Genomic DNA, 16,351 nt, shown 5'->3' with positions numbered 1-16,351 from the left:
GCGGCCAGGGCCGCGCGAACGCCGTTCAGGTCAGGGATCAGGTCAGGATGGCGTCGCGACATCGCGCGTTGAGCTGCTGCAGCGCGTGCTGCGCCAGCTGCGCGAAGTAGCGGGCCGCGGGCGCCATCAGCGCCTCGTCGGGATTGAAAGCGGAGTGATGCAGGCCGAACGCGCTGGCGCTGCCGATGCTGACAAAGGCGCCTGGGATCTGCTGCAAATAGAAGGCGAAATCTTCGCCGCCAAGATGAAGATCGGCGGTCTGCACGCGATAGCCCGCCTGTTCGGCGACCTCGCTGGCGACGCGCGCCCATTGCTCATCGTTGACCAGCACCGGCGGCCCCGCATGCCAGCTGAGCGTCGCCTGCGCGCCCGCCGCCTCGGCGAAATGCGTGACCAGCGCGCGCACGCGCGCCTCCAGCCCGGCGCGCACGCCGAGATCGTGGGTGCGCGCGGTGCCGCCGAACTCGACGCTGCCGGGCAGCACGTTCCAGGTTTTGCCCGCGTCGATGCGCGTGATGCTCAGCACCAGGCTGTCGAGGGTATTGAAGCTGCGGCTGGTGAGGCTCTGCAGCCCCTGAATAATCTGGCTGGCGGCGACAATGGCGTCAACGCCCTCTTCGGGATGCGCCGCGTGCGCCCCTTTGCCGTTAACGCGGATAATAAATTTATCGGCGTTGGCGTAGAAGGCGCCGCCGCGCGTGGCGAAGACGCCGGTGGGCAGGCCCGGCTCGTTGTGCATGCCAAAAATCGCCTGCACCCCCTCCAGCACGCCCGCGTCAATAAACTGCCGCGCCCCGGCGGCGATCTCCTCGGCCGGCTGAAACAGAATGCGCACGCGGCCGTTAAGCTGCGCCTCCTGCTGTTTCAGCAGCAGCGCCGCGCCGAGCATCACCGCGCTGTGCACGTCATGACCGCAGGCGTGCATGACGCCGGGACGCCGCGAGTGAAAGGCCAGCCCGCTCGCCTCATGCACCGGCAGGGCGTCGATATCGGCGCGCAGGGCAATCAGGGCGTCGCCCTGACCGATCTCCGCCACCAGCCCGGTTTGCAGCGGATAGTCGAGCAGAGTAATTTCCGCCGCCTGCAGCCAGGCGCGCAGGCGCGCGGTAGTCGCCTCTTCCTTGCCGGACAGTTCCGGCCAGGTGTGCAGCTCGCGCCGCCACTCAGTCAGCTGAGTTTCAAAAGGGGTGTTCATTATCGCCTCCGCCGGGTTATGCCGCGACCAGATGATGGGTCGCCAGCAGCTCCAGCGAGCGCAGGCGCGCTTTCGGCTCGCCAATCGGCGTGTCGATCACGAACTCGTCGACGGCGTAGTGCTGATGCAGCGCCTCAAGCTGGGCGTGCACCTGCGCGGCGGTGCCTTTCAGCAGCGACGGCGTGCGCGGCTCAATAACGTAGTCGCTAAAGCCCCCCTGACGCACATAGCGCTCCGCCTGCTCCAGGCTGCCGACGTTCACGCTCTGCCCGCCGTTGACCTTCACATGATAGTGGCGCAGGCCGTTCACCAGCAGCTCCGCCTCCGCCGGGGAGTCGGCTACCACCACCTGCACCGCAACCAGCGCACGCTGGCCGCTAAGACGATGGTAGGTGCCGAGCGTATTCTCCATCAGCTGACGGTCGCCGTTGAGATGGGCGGCGAACACCAGCTGCCATCCCTGCTGCGCGGCGAGCGTGGCGCTCTCCGCGCTGGCGCCCAGCAGAAAGCGATTAGCCGGACGCGGCGGCAGCGGCGTGGCGTGCAGCGTCTCTTCGTCCGCCTGTTTCTGCTGCGGGGCGTCGAGCCACTGGCTCAGCTGTTGCAGCTGATCGGCAAAGCTGCCTTTCGCCTCGGCGTTGACGCCCGCCTGCAGCGCGCGGGTCGAGAGCGGCAGCCCGCCCGGCGCCTTGCCGACGCCAAGGTCGATGCGACCCGGCGCCAGCGATGCCAGCAGGTTGAAGTTTTCCGCCACTTTATAGGGGCTGTAGTGCTGCAGCATCACGCCGCCGGAGCCAACGCGAATATGCTGGGTCTGCGCGATAATCCAGGCGATCAGCACCTCGGGCGACGGACTCGCCAGCTGTGCAGTGTTGTGGTGTTCGGCCAGCCAGAAACGGTGATAGCCCCAGCGTTCCGCCTGTTGCGCCAGCTGCAGGGTGCGCTGAAGGGCGCTGCTGGCCGGCTCATCCGCGAGCACCGGCGATTTATCCAACAGACTTAAACGATATGACATTCACCTTTCCTCACTTATATATCCAGTTGCGACTCAGTGTGGAGCGAGGCTAATAATTCGTAAAACAACAAATATGAAATAGGGATGGCGAAAAACGGCATAGCGAAGGTTTATTTTTTTGCGCGAACAACGCCTGCTTAAATGCGCTGCGCGCAATAGAGGAAAACAATTAGCCGTCATCAGCAGCATTAACGCGCTTATATTACCCACCTCGCCATTTGTTATTTTCAGCTAAGCTTTGCGCAATTCGTTGGTTCATTTGCCCTGCGCCGCGTCCGATGATGAATTCCGCCGTTAAGGCAGTTGATAACAAAGGAATTCACATGACGCGTTCACCCTTTTCGCCGCTGCCGCGCGCGCTGGCGATGGCTTTACTTGCAGGGAGTATCACGGTTCACACGGCGGAAACGCCGGTGAAGGGCGGCACGCTGATCTACCTTGAGCAGCAGGCGCACACCAATCTCTATCCGCCGGCTGGCGGCTTCTATCCCAACGGCGGCATTCTGAATCAGATCACCGATAAGCTCACCTGGCAGAATCCGCAAACGCTGCAGGTCGAGCCGTGGATCGCGCAGAGCTGGAGCAGCAACGCGGATAAAACGGAATACACCTTTCACCTTCGCCCCGGCGTGACGTTCTCCGACGGCACGCCGCTGGATGCCAACGCGGTGGCGAAAAACTTCGACACCTACGGTCTGGGCAATAAGGCGCAGCGCCTGCCGGTCTCCGAGGTAATTAATAACTACGACCACAGCGAAGTTGTCGATCCGCTGACGGTGAAGTTTTATTTCAAGAAGCCGTCACCGGGCTTTTTACAGGGCACCGCCACCATCGGCTCGGGTTTAGTTTCGCTCAGCACGCTGGCGCGTAATTTTGATCAGCTGGGCGACGCGCGGCATATTATCGGCTCCGGTCCCTTTGTGGTCAGCGACGAGAAGCTGGGCCGCGAGGTCGATCTGGTTGCGCGCAAAGATTATCAGTGGGGGCCGAAAAACGGTCAGCAGCAGGGGCCAGCCAACCTCGACGGCATCAAAGTGATCGTCACGCCGGAGGACAGCGTGCGCATCGGCGCGCTGCTGGCAGGCCAGGCGGACATCATCCGTCAGGTGCAGGCCTACGACGAGAAGCAGGCGAAAGAGCAGAACTTCCCGATCTACGCGGCGCCAACGCGCGGCGTCAATGACAGCATCAGCTTCCGTCCCGACAACCCGCTGGTGAGCGACGTGCGCGTACGTCAGGCGCTGCTGCACGCCACCAATGCAAAACAGGTGGTCGATACCCTCTTCTCGCCTAATTATCCGCAGGCTAAATCGGTGATCGCCGCCAGCGCGGCGGGCTTCGTCGATCTCGGCGACAGGCTGAAGTTTGACCCGGAGCAGGCGAAAAGGCTGCTGGACGACGCCGGCTGGAAGGCGGGCGCAAACGGCATTCGTGAAAAAGCGGGCAAGCCGCTGGCGCTGACCGTCTATGAATCCCTGCCGCAGCCGCAGAACAAAGAGGTGCTACAGCTGATCGCCCAGCAGTGGCGCCAGGTTGGCGTGGCGCTGACGGTGAAAGCGGGCGATGCCGGCAGCAAAACCCTCGACACGCTCGATCCGCTGAAAACGCCGCTGACCGTCTCGGAAGTGGGCCGCGCCGATCCTGACGTGGTGAAGAGCCAGTTCTACCCGAGCAACCGCGACGCGCTGCTGCAGAAAGGCGGCTCCAGCGACAAAGTGCAGAGCTTCCGCGACGACAAACTCAACGCGCTGCTGCTGGCGATCTCCGCCGAGGTCGATCCGGCGAAACGGTTGCAGCTTACCGGCGACGCGCAGCGCTACCTGCTGGACAACGCCTACGTCATTCCCATCTTCGAGGAGCCGCAGGTGTTCGCCGGCGCGCCCTGGCTGAAGGGCGTGCGCTTTGAAGCGGTCGGCCGCCCGGCGTTTTACGGCGCCTGGCTGGAAAAACATTAAGCGAGGTGAAGGATGCGACACTTTCTGCTGCCTCGGCTGGGAACGGGTCTGCTGGTGCTCTGGGCGGCCTTTACCCTCTCCTTTGCGCTGCTGCAGGTGCTGCCCGGCGACGCGGTGCTGATCAAATTTCAGAACCCGGATTTAGGGCTCAGCCCGCAGCAGATCGAGGAGATGCGCCTCGCCTACGGCGCAGACAGCCCGCTGTGGCGGCAGTATCTGCACACGCTGTTCGCCATGCTGCACGGCGACTTCGGCTTCTCGGTGCAGGCGGGCGTGGCGGTGAGCGCGCTGATCGCCGATAACCTGCCGGGCACGCTGCGCCTGGCGCTGTGCGGCTTTGTGCTGGCGGTGCTGCTCGCCTTTGCGCTGGCGGCGCTGTCGCGTCAGCCGGCGCTGCGCGGCCTGCGCGCGCTGCTGCAGTCCGTGCCCGCGCTGTTTATTTCCATTCCTACCTTCTGGCTCGGCATCGCGCTGATCCAGGTTTTCTCTTTTCAGCTGCGCTGGATCCCGGTGATTAACCCTTCGCCGTGGCAGGGGCTGCTGCTGCCGATCGTGGCGGTGGCGGTGCCGATCTCCGCGCCGCTGGCGCAGATCCTGCTGCGCGGTATCGACGAGGTTTCGACCCAGCCTTTCGTCGCGGTGGCGCGCGCCAAAGGCGCGAGCGAGAGCCGCGTGCTGTGGCGTCACGTGCTGCGCAACGCCATGCTGCCGGTGCTGACCATCGCCGGGCTGCTGCTGGGCGAGCTGATCGCCGGCGCGCTGATCACCGAAACGGTGTTCGGCCTCGGCGGCCTCGGCCAGCTGACCCAGCAGGCGGTGAATAATCAGGACGTCGCGGTGCTGCAGGCGGTGGTAATGATCTCCGCGCTCGGCTTTGTGGCGATTAACCTGCTGGTCGATCTGCTGATGCCGCTGTTCGATCCGCGTCTGCAACGCGTTGCCGGAGGTGTGCGATGAGCCTGGTAGACTACTCAACGGCGCGCCGCGCCCAGCCCGCCGCCGGCAGCAAGGCGCTGCGCCTGCAGCCGGGCCTGTGGCTGGCGTGGCTGGTGCTGCTGCTGGCGGTCGGCGCGGCGATCTTTCCTGAACTTTACACCCACTACAGCGCCACCGACGGCCTTGCCGGGGCGCAGCGGCTGGCGCCGCAGGCGGCACACTGGCTCGGCACCGATCAGCTGGGGCGCGATCTCTGGGCGCGTATGGTTTACGGCGCATCCGCCTCCCTCTCTGCCGCGCTGATCGCGGTGGCGATGGGGCTGACGGCGGGCACCGCGCTCGGCGTACTGGCGGGCGCGGCGGGCGGCAAAACCGAGGCGCTGCTGATGCGTGCCGTCGACGTGCTGCTCTCGATCCCGTCGCTGCTGCTGTCGCTTAGCCTGTTAATCCTGCTCGGCTTCGGCACGCTGCATGCCGCGCTGGCGGTGGGCGTCGCCTCTGTTGCCAGCTTCGCCCGGCTGGCGCGCGGTGAAGTGGTACGCATCCGCCACAGCGACTACGTCGAGGCAGCCTTCGGCAGCGGCGGCACCTTTTTTGCCGTGCTGCGCCGCCACATTCTGCCCAACGCGCTGACGCCGGTGATCGCCTTTGCCGCGCTGCAGTTTGGTCAGGCGATTCTGGCGCTGTCGACGCTGAGCTTTCTCGGCTACGGCACGCCGCCGCCTGCGCCGGAATGGGGGCTGCTGATCGCCGAAGGCCGCAACTATCTCTCAACCGCCTGGTGGCTCACCACCTTTCCCGGCCTGCTGGTGATCGCCGTGGTGCTGGCCGCCAATCGCATCAGCATGCAGATTGCAGGAGGTCGCCGATGAGCGCATCCGCGCCGCTACTGGCGGTAGAACATCTTAGCCTGAGCTATCGCAGCGGGCATCAGTGGCGTCAGGTAGTGCATGACGTCAGCTTTGAACTGCAGGCCGGAGAAATGGTGGCGCTGGTGGGCGAATCCGGCTCCGGCAAAACCACCACCGCGCAGGCGATTATCGGACTGATGGCGGAGAATGGCCGGCGCGACGGCGGCGCCATTCGCCTCAACGGCGAGGATATTGCCGACTGGTCACAGACGCGGCTCGACCGCCTGCGCGGCGTGCGCATCAGCCTGGTGCCGCAGGATCCCGGCAATTCGCTCAACCCGGTGAAAACCGTCGGCGCCCAGGTCGACGAGATCCTGCGCCTGCACACCGCGCTGAACGGCGAGGCGCGTCGAAGCCGCGTGGTGGAGCTGCTGACGCGCGTCGGCCTCAGCCATCCGCAGCAGCGCGTCGATCAATATCCGCACCAGCTGTCGGGCGGCATGAAGCAGCGCGTGCTGATCGCCATCGCGCTGGCGCTTAGCCCTGACATTATTATCGCCGACGAACCCACCAGCGCCCTCGACGTTACGGTGCAGAAACGCATTCTCGATCTGCTCGACGCTCTGCGCCGCGAGTCCGGCACCGCGGTGCTGTTTGTCACTCACGATCTGGCGCTGGCCGCCGAACGCGCGGACCGCATTATGGTGTTTCGCCACGGCGAAATTCAGGAGTCGGCGCCGGCCGCGCAGCTGGTCGGCGCGCCGCAGCACCCCTACACCCGCCAGCTGCTGTGGGATGCGGCGCCGCATCGCGTCGCGCGGCCCGCGCCTGACCGGCTGGCGACGCCCGCGATCCGCGCCGACGGCATCGGCAAAAGCTTCGCGCTGGGCAAAAACAGGCGGCTGCAGGCGCTGCATAACGTTAGCTTTCAGGTGGCGCGCGCCTCAACCCATGCGCTGGTGGGCGAGTCCGGCTCCGGCAAAACCACGCTGGCGCGCATTCTGCTCGGCTTCGAGCGGGCGGACAGCGGCAGCGTAACGCTTGACGACACGCCGATCGGCGGCCTGCGCGGCGACGCGCTGCGCCAGCTGCGGCGCAAAATTCAGTTCGTTTATCAGAACCCTTTCGCCTCGCTCGATCCGCGCCAGACGCTGCGGCAGATCATCGAAGAGCCGCTGCGCAATTTTGAAAGGCTCAGCGCCGGTGAACGGCGGCAGCGCGTCGAGGCGGTGGTGGAACGGGTGGCGCTGCCTGTTGAGATGCTGTCGCGCGGCGCGCGCGAGCTGTCCGGCGGTCAGCGCCAGCGCGTCGCCCTCGCCCGCGCGCTGATCCTTAACCCGGCTATCCTGGTGCTCGACGAGGCGACCTCCGCGCTCGACGTTACCGTTCAGGCGCAGATTTTACAGCTGCTGCAGCAGTTACAGAATGAGCTAGGCCTTACCTATCTGTTTATCACCCACGACCTGGCGACGGTGCGCCATATGGCGGACAGCGTGACGGTATTACGCGCCGGAGAAGTAGTGGAAAGCGGTGACGTTGTCACGCTATTCGCCGCGCCGCAGCACGCCTATACCCGGGAGCTGATCGCCGCCATTCCCCAGTTTACTTCACCAATAAAGGCTTCCGCATGACGCGACGCATCGGCTTTTTTACCCGACTGCTGGAGAAGGTGCCTGCCCAACAGCGCTACCGGCTGGCCACCGAACAGATCCAGCACGCCGAGCGGCTCGGCTTCGACAGCGCCTGGATCGCCCAGCACCATTTTCACGAGGCGGAAGGCGGCCTGCCCGCGCCGCTGGTGTTTCTGGCGCACGCGGCGGCGCACACCCGCACTATTCGCCTCGGCACGGCGATTATCACTCTGCCGATGGAGAACGCGCTGCGCGTGGCGGAAGATGCGGCGGTGCTCGATCTGCTGGCGGAGGGCCGTCTGGAGATCGGGCTGGGTTCCGGCGGCACGCCCGGCTCTTTTCTGCCGTTCGGGTTGACCTTTGAGCAGCGCGCCGCCGCCTTCGCCGACAACCTGCATCAGCTGCTCAGCGCCTGGCGCGGCGATTCGCTGGCGCATCCTGACAACCATCTCTATCCCGCCGCGCCGCAGCTGGCGCAGCGCGTCTGGATCGCCACCTTCTCCGCCGAGGGCGCGGCGCGCGCCGGCGCCGCCGGTCATGGTCTGATGCTGTCGCGCACCCAGCCGCGCCCGGCTGAGGATCCGGCGCGCCCACTGGATGCGATACAGAACCCGATTATCGACGCCTATCTTGAGGCGCTGCCAGCGGGCGTCGCGCCGCGCATTCTCGCCTCGCGCACCGCTTTTGTCGCCGATTCCGCTGGCTACGCGCGCCGCGTTGCGGAGCCAGGCATTCAGCAGCAGGCGCAGCAGCACCGCGCCGCCGGTCATGCGCTGCGCGGCGAGACGCTGGACGAACTCTTCGCGCAGTTCGACGCCCACGTCGGTGACGCCGCTGCGGTGCGCGCCTCACTGGCGCAGGACTCGGTGCTGCCGCGCGTCACCGATATCTCTTTCCAGGTGCACTCTGTCGAGCCATCCCCCGCCGACACGCTGCGCTCCATTGAACTGATCGCCGAGCAGATTGCGCCCTGGCTGCGCACGCTTAAGGCTGAGGAGAAACCATGACTGCTTCACAGGATCTGCTGGCCACGCTGGCCGATATCGACCCCGCCAGCGAGCTGGCACAGGCGCGCGCCACGCGCGACGCCGCCACCCGACACGCGCAGGGCAGCTATGAGGTGCTGTTCAGCCAGCAGCATGACGACTTCCCGCTGGCCGAACGCGTCGCGCTGGCGGCGCAGGTCGCCGAGTGGCACGGCGCTGAACGGCTGCGCGCGCACTATGCCGCGCATCCGGCGTTTCAGCCGCTGGACGACGCGCCGCGCCACCAGCAGGGGCTCGCCTTTGCCAGACGCCTGAGCGTCGAGCCGGTCGCCGCCGCGCCGCAGCATATCGAGGCGTTGCGCGAGGCGGGCTGGAGCGCGCGCGGCGTGGTGACGCTGGCGCAGCTGGTGGGCTTTATCAGCTTCCAGAGCCGCTTGCTGGCGGGGTTGCAGCTGCTGCAGGGCGAAGAGGCGAACTGTCCGGCGCAGGCCGCCGTCGCGGGGCGCTGGCACACCGCCGAGCGCACCGCCAGCGGCCAGCGCGCGCTAACCGCCTTTACCCAGGCGGAACTGGGCTGGGAACCCTGGCTGCCGGCCAAACCGCTGGCGGAATTCGACGCCGACGAGCAGGCGCTGCTGGCGCGTTTCGGCCACAGCGACTCCGACTATTTTCGTCTGCTGGCGCGCAACCAGCCGCTGCTGGAGCAGCGCACCCTGACGGATAAAGGCATTTTCTACACCGCCGGCGGCCTGCCGCGCGCCGAGCGCGAGCTGGCGGCGACGGTGGCGAGCAAGATCAACGGCTGCATCTACTGCGCCTCGGTCCATGCGCGCAAGGCGTCGCAGCTGGCGAAGGATAACGACGCGGTGCAGAAGCTGCTCAACGTTGCCCCCGGCGCGGTGCTGTCGCACGGCCAGTCGCCGCGCTGGGCCGCTGAGATCGACCTCGCCGCCTCGCTCTCCGTCACGCCGCCCGCAGCCAGCCTGACGCAGCTGCAGGCGCTGCGCGAACACGGGCTGGATACGCTGGCGCAGCTCGATCTGATCCAGTCGACCGCCTTTTTCGCCTGGGCGAACCGCCTGATGCTGACGCTTGGCGAGCCTTTTCTCCCTTCTGACGCACAAGGATAACCATGTCTTCCACTGAACAACTGATCGCCTGGCGGCGCGAGCTGCATCAGCATCCCGAGCTGTCGAACCACGAATTTCAGACCACTGAACGCATTACGCGCTGGCTGCAGCAGGGCGATATTCGCCTGCTGCCGCTGCCGCTGAAAACCGGCGTAGTGGCGGAGATTGGCCACGGCGAGCCTTTAATCGCGCTGCGCGCCGATATCGACGCCCTGCCGATTGAGGAGAGCGTCGACCGTCCGTGGAAGTCGCAGCAGCCTGGGGTGATGCACGCCTGCGGTCACGATCTGCATACCTCGGTGATGCTCGGCGTGGCGCATCGTCTGCGCCAGCAGGAGCAGCAGCTGCCGGGCCGGGTGCGCATTCTGTTTCAGCCGGCGGAAGAGACCTTTAACGGCGCGCAGCAGCTGATCGACGCCGGCGCGCTGGAGGGGGTGCAGGCGATTTTCGGCATGCACAACGCGCCGGATCTGCCGCTCGGCGCGCTGCGCACGCGCGGCGGCGCGTTTTATGCCAATGTCGATCGCTTTACCATTCGCATTCACGGCAAAGGCGCGCACGCCGCGCGTCCGCATGAGGGTATCGATTCGATTGTGATCGGCAGCCATATCGTTACCGCGTTGCAGACCCTGCCGAGCCGCGTGTTCAGCTCGCTGGAGTCGGTGGTGCTGAGCGTAACGCGCTTTACCGCCGGCAACACCTGGAACGTGCTGCCGCAGAGCGTCGAGCTGGAAGGCACGGTGCGCACCCATAACGATGCCATTCGCGAGGCGATGCCGCACAAGATACGCCAGCTGATCGGCAGCATCGCCGCCGGTTTCGGCGCAGAAGCGGAGCTGGAGTGGATCGCCGGGCCGCCCGCGCTGGTCAACACCCCCGCCTGGGCCGACTTTGCGCTGGAGCTGGCGCAGGCGCGCGGCTTCCGCACCGAACGCGGCACGCCGCAGATGGGCGGCGAAGACTTCGCCTTCTACCTGCACCATGTGCCGGGCGCCTTTGTCAGCATCGGCAGCGGCAGCGAATTTGGCCTGCACCATCCGGGGTTCGATCCCGATGAGGGCGTTATCGCGCCGGCGGTGGACTACTTTACGCAGCTTGCGCCGCGCGCGCTGGATATCGTGGCCAGCGCATGACGAAAAAGAGGAGAAGTGAGATGACGATTCCCGTTCCTGTTCCTGTGCTGGATCATGTGGTGATCAACGTGGCGGATAGGCTGGACGAGGCGAGCGCGCTCTATCGTCGGCTCGGCTTTCAGCTCAGCGAGCGCGGTCACCATACGCTGGGGTCCAGCAACCATCTGGCGATTTTTGCTGAGAACTATCTCGAGCTGCTGGGCTACGAGCCGGGACGCGGCGAGCAGCGCAAAGATTTATGGCAGGCACCGCCTGGCCTGACCGGGCTGGTGTGGAAAACCCAGGATGCGGAGAGCGCGTATCAGCATCTGCAGCGGCAGGATCTGGACGGCGACGCGCCGGCCGCGTTTCACCGCCCGGTGACGCTGCCGGACGGCGAAGCAAGCGAGGCGCATTTCCGCACCGTGCGGCTGCGTCCGGCGCTGATCCCCAACGGCCGCAGCTTTTTCTGCCAGCACGACACGCCGCACGCGGTGTGGCAGGCTGCCTGGCAGCGCCATCCCAACTGCGTGCAGAACATCAGCGAGTTTGTCATCGTGGCGCAGGATCCGGCGCTCTCCGCTCAGGTCTACAGCCACCTGTTCGGCGCGGATCGCATCCTCGCCTGTCAGGATGGCGCCTTTGTCCTGAAAGCAGGCGCGGCGAAGGTGCGTTTCGCCTCCGCCGCCTACGCGCAAACGCGTTTCGGCTCGCTGCCGGAAGATTATGACGGCGCGGCGCGCATGTCCGCGCTCAGCTTCCGCAGCGACGATCTGGCGAAGGTGAAAGCGAGCCTGCTGCTGGGCGATATCCCGTTCCGCGAAGAGCCGGAGGCGATTGTGGTGGCGGCGGAACAGGGATTTAACGTGGCGCTGCGGTTTCATTTGTAAGGTGAGGGTCGCTCAAAGAAAACCGGCTGTCGGGCAGGGTTGAGCGGCGCCTCCTCACCCAGCGAGGCGGCTTCATTGAGCGTAAGATTCTTTGTCTCAGGCGCCATGAGCCAGGAAACCAGCAGGCCGGTAAAGGTAATGGCGGCGGCGATATACATCGTCGCCTCAATACCAGCGTTCTGTAGCGACAGCGGCACCAGCCAGGTGCCCGCCGCCGCGCCGATGCGCGACAATGAGGCGGTAAAGCCCACCGCGCCGGCGCGGATCTCAGTCGGGAAGATCTCGTTGGGATAGACAAACTGCAGCACCTGCGCGCCGCCGATAAGCAGCGCATAGGCGCCGAACAGCGCCAGAATCAGCAGCGAAGGGCCATTATTCATCCAGCCCAGCAGCAGCAAAGCGAGACCTGACCAGAGAAAACTGCGGATCAGCAATTTTCGTCGTCCCAGCGTATTCACCTGGCGCATAGCCAGAATACAGCCGACAACGAAGAGCAAGGTAATGGCGATCGATCCCCATGAGGCCCAGTCGCCGCGCAGGTGTAACGCATCCAGCACGCGCGGCGCGAAGGCGTAGACGGCAAATACTGGCGTAACGGAGCAGGTCCAGAAAATGGCAACAAACGCCATCCGTTTGCCATAACCTGAATGCAGCAGATCGTTAAGCCGTAGCTTTTTGCCCTCGCGATTTTCTTTTAAGTTTGCCAGCCCGAAGTGAGCGCCATACACGCGGCGGATAATCCGCTCCGCTTCTTCGGCGCGCCCTTTGCTCAGCAGCCAGCGCGGCGATTCCGGCGTGCCGATGCGGATCAAAAACAGCAGCGCGCCGAACACTGCCGTACTGGACAATGTCCAGCGCCAGCCGTTTTCACCGCCAAAGTGCAGCAGCGCCTCCGCCACGACAAAGGCGCAGGCGGCACCCGCGAACCACAGCACATTAAGCGACGCCAGACAGGGGCCGCGCTGCTTCTTCGGCAGGAACTCCACCAGAAAAGCGGTGGCAACCGGGTATTCAATCCCCACCGCAATACCAGTTATAAAACGCAACGCAAACAGTTCGGTTCCGCTTGTCACCCAGAACTGCAGCACGGAGAAAATCACGAACATCGCGGGTCCGACAAAATAGAGTAATCGACGACCGAGGCGATCGGTAAGCATGCCGCCAATAAAGCCGCCGACAAAAATGCCCAGTAGCGCCGAGGCGGCGATCGTGCCTTGCCAGAAAGCGTCCAGCCCTAACTGCGGCGAGAGCGTGGCGAGCGCCACGCCGATAATGCTCAGCACATAGCCGTCAACAAACAGCCCGCCGACTGAACGCACCGTCAGCAAGGTATGAAAACGGTTAAAAGGAACATCTTCTACAGACAGGTTGGTAGACATGCAGTTATCTCTCCAGTGAATGGACGTTTGCGCAGAGATGCCAGCACCCGCCCTGTTTCAGCAGGTCGACGTGCGTACACTATTCCGGTCTGAATAAGCGCTCATACACCAGGCGGAAAGCTGGCGTGGGTAAACGATAGTGAGCCGCTATCATTGGCGCCTGAAAAAAAAGTAAAAAGGGCTCGGTGAGCCCGTGGGGAATATGGGCAACCGCGTTTACTTTATTGAACGCATTACGCCCGATTCATTGATATATTGCCAGCATAACGAAAGCAGGCGCATCAGGCTTTTTTCCGGTTTAATATAAGACGTCTCTATCATGCCGTTGCCCACTGCGCAGAACACCACGTCATTTTTCTTGCTTTTCACCTTCGGCATTTCATATCTATTCAGGGAAAGCGTATTGCGCGCTATCAGATTACAGGTTTGACCTTTCATTTTAAGCCTCACACTCTTTCTGTGAATTCGCAAATTAATCATTGCACCGCCTATAACAAATGGTCAACATTGCTTCCCTGACGTCATAATATGAAAAAGCAAGATTGTAGAAGGTTTGTGCACTTGCTTTCATTTAAATCATTTAAAAGCAATAATTTATGCAATTAACAATTTATTCATATCCTTTTCTTATTTTTGTGAAACAGGCCAAAATTGATGCAGGCGACACTTAAAAAATAAACCGCACACTGAGCAATAACATTATCGCGACAGCAAAGTTTAAGGGGGCATAGTAAAAGAGAAATTATGCGTGCTGACACGCATTTTTTAAAACGAAAAAAAGCCGAAATCTGTGTTTATCGGCTTTTTATACCAGAGAGAAATCAGCAGGGATGAATAAGTCGCCCGACATCGCGTCGTCGCTTACGATAATCTGCCGGCGTCTCGCCATACTGTTTTCTAAACCAGACGATTAAGTGTGACGCGTCGGAAAAGCCACAGGTTCGCGCAATATTGTTAATACTCTCGCTGCTGCTGACCATTAATTTCCTTGCCTGCTCCAGCCGAAGTTTGCGCCAGTGTGCCGCCGCCGTATCGCCGGTATGGCATATAAACGCGCGATTCAGCTGTCGGCTGCTGACCTGTAAATAGTCGGTAATATGATGCAGCGGCTCCGGTGAAGAGAGATGCTGGCGCATATAGACGATAGCGCGTCGCACCAGGTCGTCATCCCAGGTTTTCAACTCTCCGCCTGCGGGTATGCCGTGTGGCGCCCCGGCTTTTTTCTTCCCCTCCTCCATAAGCAAATATTTGTGCACCTTTTTCGCCCGCAGCTCATCGCAGTGCTGCCGGATGATATCCAGCGCCAGCGCGCGCGAAGCGCCGACCGGGCAAGAGATGATGCCGCCGTCGCTGACCCAGGTCTGATCGACGATCGGCGTGACCTGAGGGAAGCGCTGGCGAAACTCGTCGCGCGTGGTGAAGTGAATAGCGCATTTCTTGCCATCCAGCAGACCGGCCTGCGCCACCATAAACGTCGCGCTGCACAGCGCGATAATCGGGATGCGCCGTCGCTGCAGCCCCGCCATTTCGTGCAGCAGCCACGGCGGCGGGTGGCGCGTTTCATCCAGCAGGCCGCCGGCAAAGACCACATAGTCCCAGCCAGCGTGCAGGTTAAACGGCGCCGTCGGCGTCACCATCATGCCGCAGCTGGCGGTCACCGGTTGGTTATCGCAGCTCATCCACTCCCACTGGCAAAAAATCTGCCGGCTGAGAAAAGAGACGTCGGCCGCGAAACGGATGGGCTCAATCAGCTCCGCCACGCTGTGCAGCGTAAATTTATTCATCAGCACCAGGCCAATACGAATATCCGGCCGCAGCGGCGCGGCGCTGGCCTCTGCCTCAGATCCGCGTCCTTCGTTATCCATCACGGCCGCGCCTCAGCGGGAGAAGACCACGGTGCGGTTCTCATAGAGAAACACGCGCCGTTCGGCATAGCAGGAGAGCGCATGCGCCAGCGTCAGCCGCTCGATGTCGCGCCCTTTATCCACCAGATCGTCGGCATAGTCGGCATGGCTGACCACCTCGACTTTCTGGCTGATAATCGGTCCCTCATCCAGATCTTCATTGATAAAGTGCGCGGTGGCGCCCACCAGCTTCACCCCTTTGTCATAGGCCTGATGATAGGGTTTCGCCCCTTTAAAACCCGGCAGCAGCGAATGGTGAATATTAATGGCGCGACCGGCGAGCCGGTGGCACATCTCCGCCGACAGCACCTGCATATAGCGCGCCAGCACTACCAGCTCCGCGCCCGTCTCCTCCACCACCTGCCAGATCTGCCTCTCCTGCTCGGCGCGATTCTGCGCCGACACAGGGAAATGGTAGTAAGGCAGGCCGTGCCAGGCGACCAGCGGTTCCAGCAGCGCGTGGTTGGAAATCACCGCTTTGATATCGATCGCCAGCTTTCCCGCGCGATGGCGATAGAGCAGATCGTTCAGGCAGTGATCGGTTTTCGACACCATGATAATCACCGGCACGCGGTAGCCCGGCTCGGTCAGCTCAAATGACATGGCGAAATCCGCAGCGCGCAGGCTGAACGCGTCGCGAAAAGCCGCCGGGTTAAAATCCTCCCGCTGCGGCTGGAATTCGCTACGGATAAAAAACCGCTTCGCACATTTGTCATCAAAGGTGTGCTGCTCATTGATATAGCACTGCTGCTCTTTTAAAAAGCGTGTCACCACATCCACGCTGCCCAGCTTGCTCGGGCACTGCGCGGTAATAATCCAGTTGGCGTTATTACGACTCATCGCGGGCATCCTCAGACAGGGCCGCCGCAGCGGCCCTCAGATAGTGATTACAGGCGGTTAAAGCAGGACGTTAATGCCGTACTCCGCGCCGGCGTCCAGCAGCCAGCGGTAGCTGTAGTCGGCAAAGCTGCGCCGCACCACCAGCTGCCAGCGCGCTTCATCTGGACGACGCAGGTTGACCGACGCGCGCGCAAAGCAGGTCACGACGCCTTTGCCCACCGGGAACGCGTGCGGGTGCACGTCGCAGATCACCGATTTTTGCAGCAGCAATCGCACGGATCCCCCCTCTAGCTCCAGCAGCGTCTGACCGCCGCTGACGTCGGTGATGGCGTAATGTTCGCCGCCCATTTCGGCGCGCAGCTGGCTTTCCACGCGCCAGGCTTCGCCGGGCGGCACGATCAGCAGCCATTCGTCTGGCGACAGCCACTGCGCACTATAAGTACCGGATGCGTCCTGGGTCAGCGACAGCGGCTGCGACGGCAACGATATCCCCAGCGTGGCACGCAGCGCCTTGTCCAGCGCGATAG

General features: G+C 63.2%; 15 protein-coding genes. 8 read left to right on the top strand and 7 right to left on the bottom strand.

The window, feature by feature from the left end:
• Positions 1 to 37: 37 nt before the first annotated feature.
• A complete protein-coding gene (locus B2J69_RS00310) occupies positions 38 to 1,195 on the bottom strand; it encodes an amidohydrolase (protein WP_081134660.1) in 1,158 nt (385 codons plus the stop codon).
• A gap of 16 nt (positions 1,196 to 1,211) precedes the next feature.
• Positions 1,212 to 2,210 (bottom strand): MsnO8 family LLM class oxidoreductase, encoded by a 999-nt coding sequence (locus tag B2J69_RS00305; RefSeq protein WP_081134658.1) that lies wholly within the window; start codon positions 2,208 to 2,210, stop codon positions 1,212 to 1,214.
• A 365-nt stretch (positions 2,211 to 2,575) separates the two neighbouring features.
• Here B2J69_RS00305 and B2J69_RS00300 point away from each other — a divergent pair, with 365 nt between their 5' ends.
• From B2J69_RS00300 to B2J69_RS00265, 8 genes are read left to right on the top strand one after another with little or no spacing between them, the layout of a single operon-like run.
• Positions 2,576 to 4,165 (top strand): TIGR04028 family ABC transporter substrate-binding protein, encoded by a 1,590-nt coding sequence (locus B2J69_RS00300; protein ID WP_407944727.1) that lies wholly within the window; start codon positions 2,576 to 2,578, stop codon positions 4,163 to 4,165.
• Positions 4,166 to 4,177: 12 nt separating this feature from the next.
• On the top strand, positions 4,178 to 5,122 hold the full coding sequence (locus tag B2J69_RS00295; RefSeq protein WP_081134654.1) for an ABC transporter permease: 945 nt from the start codon (positions 4,178 to 4,180) through the stop codon (positions 5,120 to 5,122).
• Entirely contained in the window at positions 5,119 to 5,973 is an 855-nt protein-coding gene (locus tag B2J69_RS00290; RefSeq protein WP_081134652.1) for an ABC transporter permease, read from the top strand. The genes B2J69_RS00295 and B2J69_RS00290 overlap by 4 nt, the downstream gene beginning before the upstream one ends.
• Complete coding sequence (locus tag B2J69_RS00285; protein WP_081134650.1) at positions 5,970 to 7,583, top strand: dipeptide ABC transporter ATP-binding protein; 1,614 nt, start codon at positions 5,970 to 5,972, stop codon at positions 7,581 to 7,583. Before B2J69_RS00290 ends, B2J69_RS00285 begins: the two co-directional genes overlap by 4 nt.
• The gene (locus tag B2J69_RS00280; protein ID WP_081134647.1) at positions 7,580 to 8,590 is read left to right on the top strand and encodes a putative FMN-dependent luciferase-like monooxygenase; all 1,011 of its coding nucleotides are present in this window, start codon (positions 7,580 to 7,582) and stop codon (positions 8,588 to 8,590) included. Before B2J69_RS00285 ends, B2J69_RS00280 begins: the two co-directional genes overlap by 4 nt.
• Positions 8,587 to 9,699, top strand: a complete 1,113-nt coding sequence (locus tag B2J69_RS00275; RefSeq protein WP_081134645.1) for an alkylhydroperoxidase domain protein — start codon at positions 8,587 to 8,589, stop codon at positions 9,697 to 9,699. Before B2J69_RS00280 ends, B2J69_RS00275 begins: the two co-directional genes overlap by 4 nt.
• A complete protein-coding gene (locus tag B2J69_RS00270) occupies positions 9,696 to 10,832 on the top strand; it encodes an amidohydrolase (RefSeq protein WP_081134643.1) in 1,137 nt (378 codons plus the stop codon). Before B2J69_RS00275 ends, B2J69_RS00270 begins: the two co-directional genes overlap by 4 nt.
• Before the next feature lie 20 nt (positions 10,833 to 10,852).
• A complete protein-coding gene (locus tag B2J69_RS00265; RefSeq protein WP_081134641.1) occupies positions 10,853 to 11,701 on the top strand; it encodes a VOC family protein in 849 nt (282 codons plus the stop codon).
• Here B2J69_RS00265 and B2J69_RS00260 read toward each other — a convergent pair.
• From B2J69_RS00260 to B2J69_RS00240, 5 genes are all read right to left on the bottom strand, one after another.
• Entirely contained in the window at positions 11,692 to 13,080 is a 1,389-nt protein-coding gene (locus B2J69_RS00260; protein WP_081134639.1) for an MFS transporter, read from the bottom strand. The two genes, B2J69_RS00265 and B2J69_RS00260, sit on opposite strands and share 10 nt — an antisense overlap.
• Before the next feature lie 216 nt (positions 13,081 to 13,296).
• Positions 13,297 to 13,518 (bottom strand): hypothetical protein, encoded by a 222-nt coding sequence (locus B2J69_RS00255; protein ID WP_081134637.1) that lies wholly within the window; start codon positions 13,516 to 13,518, stop codon positions 13,297 to 13,299.
• Between the two features lie 383 nt (positions 13,519 to 13,901).
• A complete protein-coding gene (locus B2J69_RS00250) occupies positions 13,902 to 14,945 on the bottom strand; it encodes a GlxA family transcriptional regulator (protein ID WP_081134635.1) in 1,044 nt (347 codons plus the stop codon).
• 12 nt (positions 14,946 to 14,957) lie between these two features.
• Positions 14,958 to 15,824 (bottom strand): formyltetrahydrofolate deformylase, encoded by an 867-nt coding sequence (gene purU / locus B2J69_RS00245; RefSeq protein ID WP_081134633.1) that lies wholly within the window; start codon positions 15,822 to 15,824, stop codon positions 14,958 to 14,960.
• A gap of 57 nt (positions 15,825 to 15,881) precedes the next feature.
• Positions 15,882 to 16,351: sarcosine oxidase subunit gamma (locus tag B2J69_RS00240; RefSeq protein WP_143806235.1), on the bottom strand; the 470-nt coding region annotated here is incomplete at its 5' end.

This window comes from Pantoea latae, assembly GCF_002077695.1.
Lineage (GTDB): Bacteria > Pseudomonadota > Gammaproteobacteria > Enterobacterales > Enterobacteriaceae > Pantoea > Pantoea latae.
Note: the sequence above shows the minus strand (reverse complement) of the source record. Positions and strands in the feature narration are given on the sequence as shown.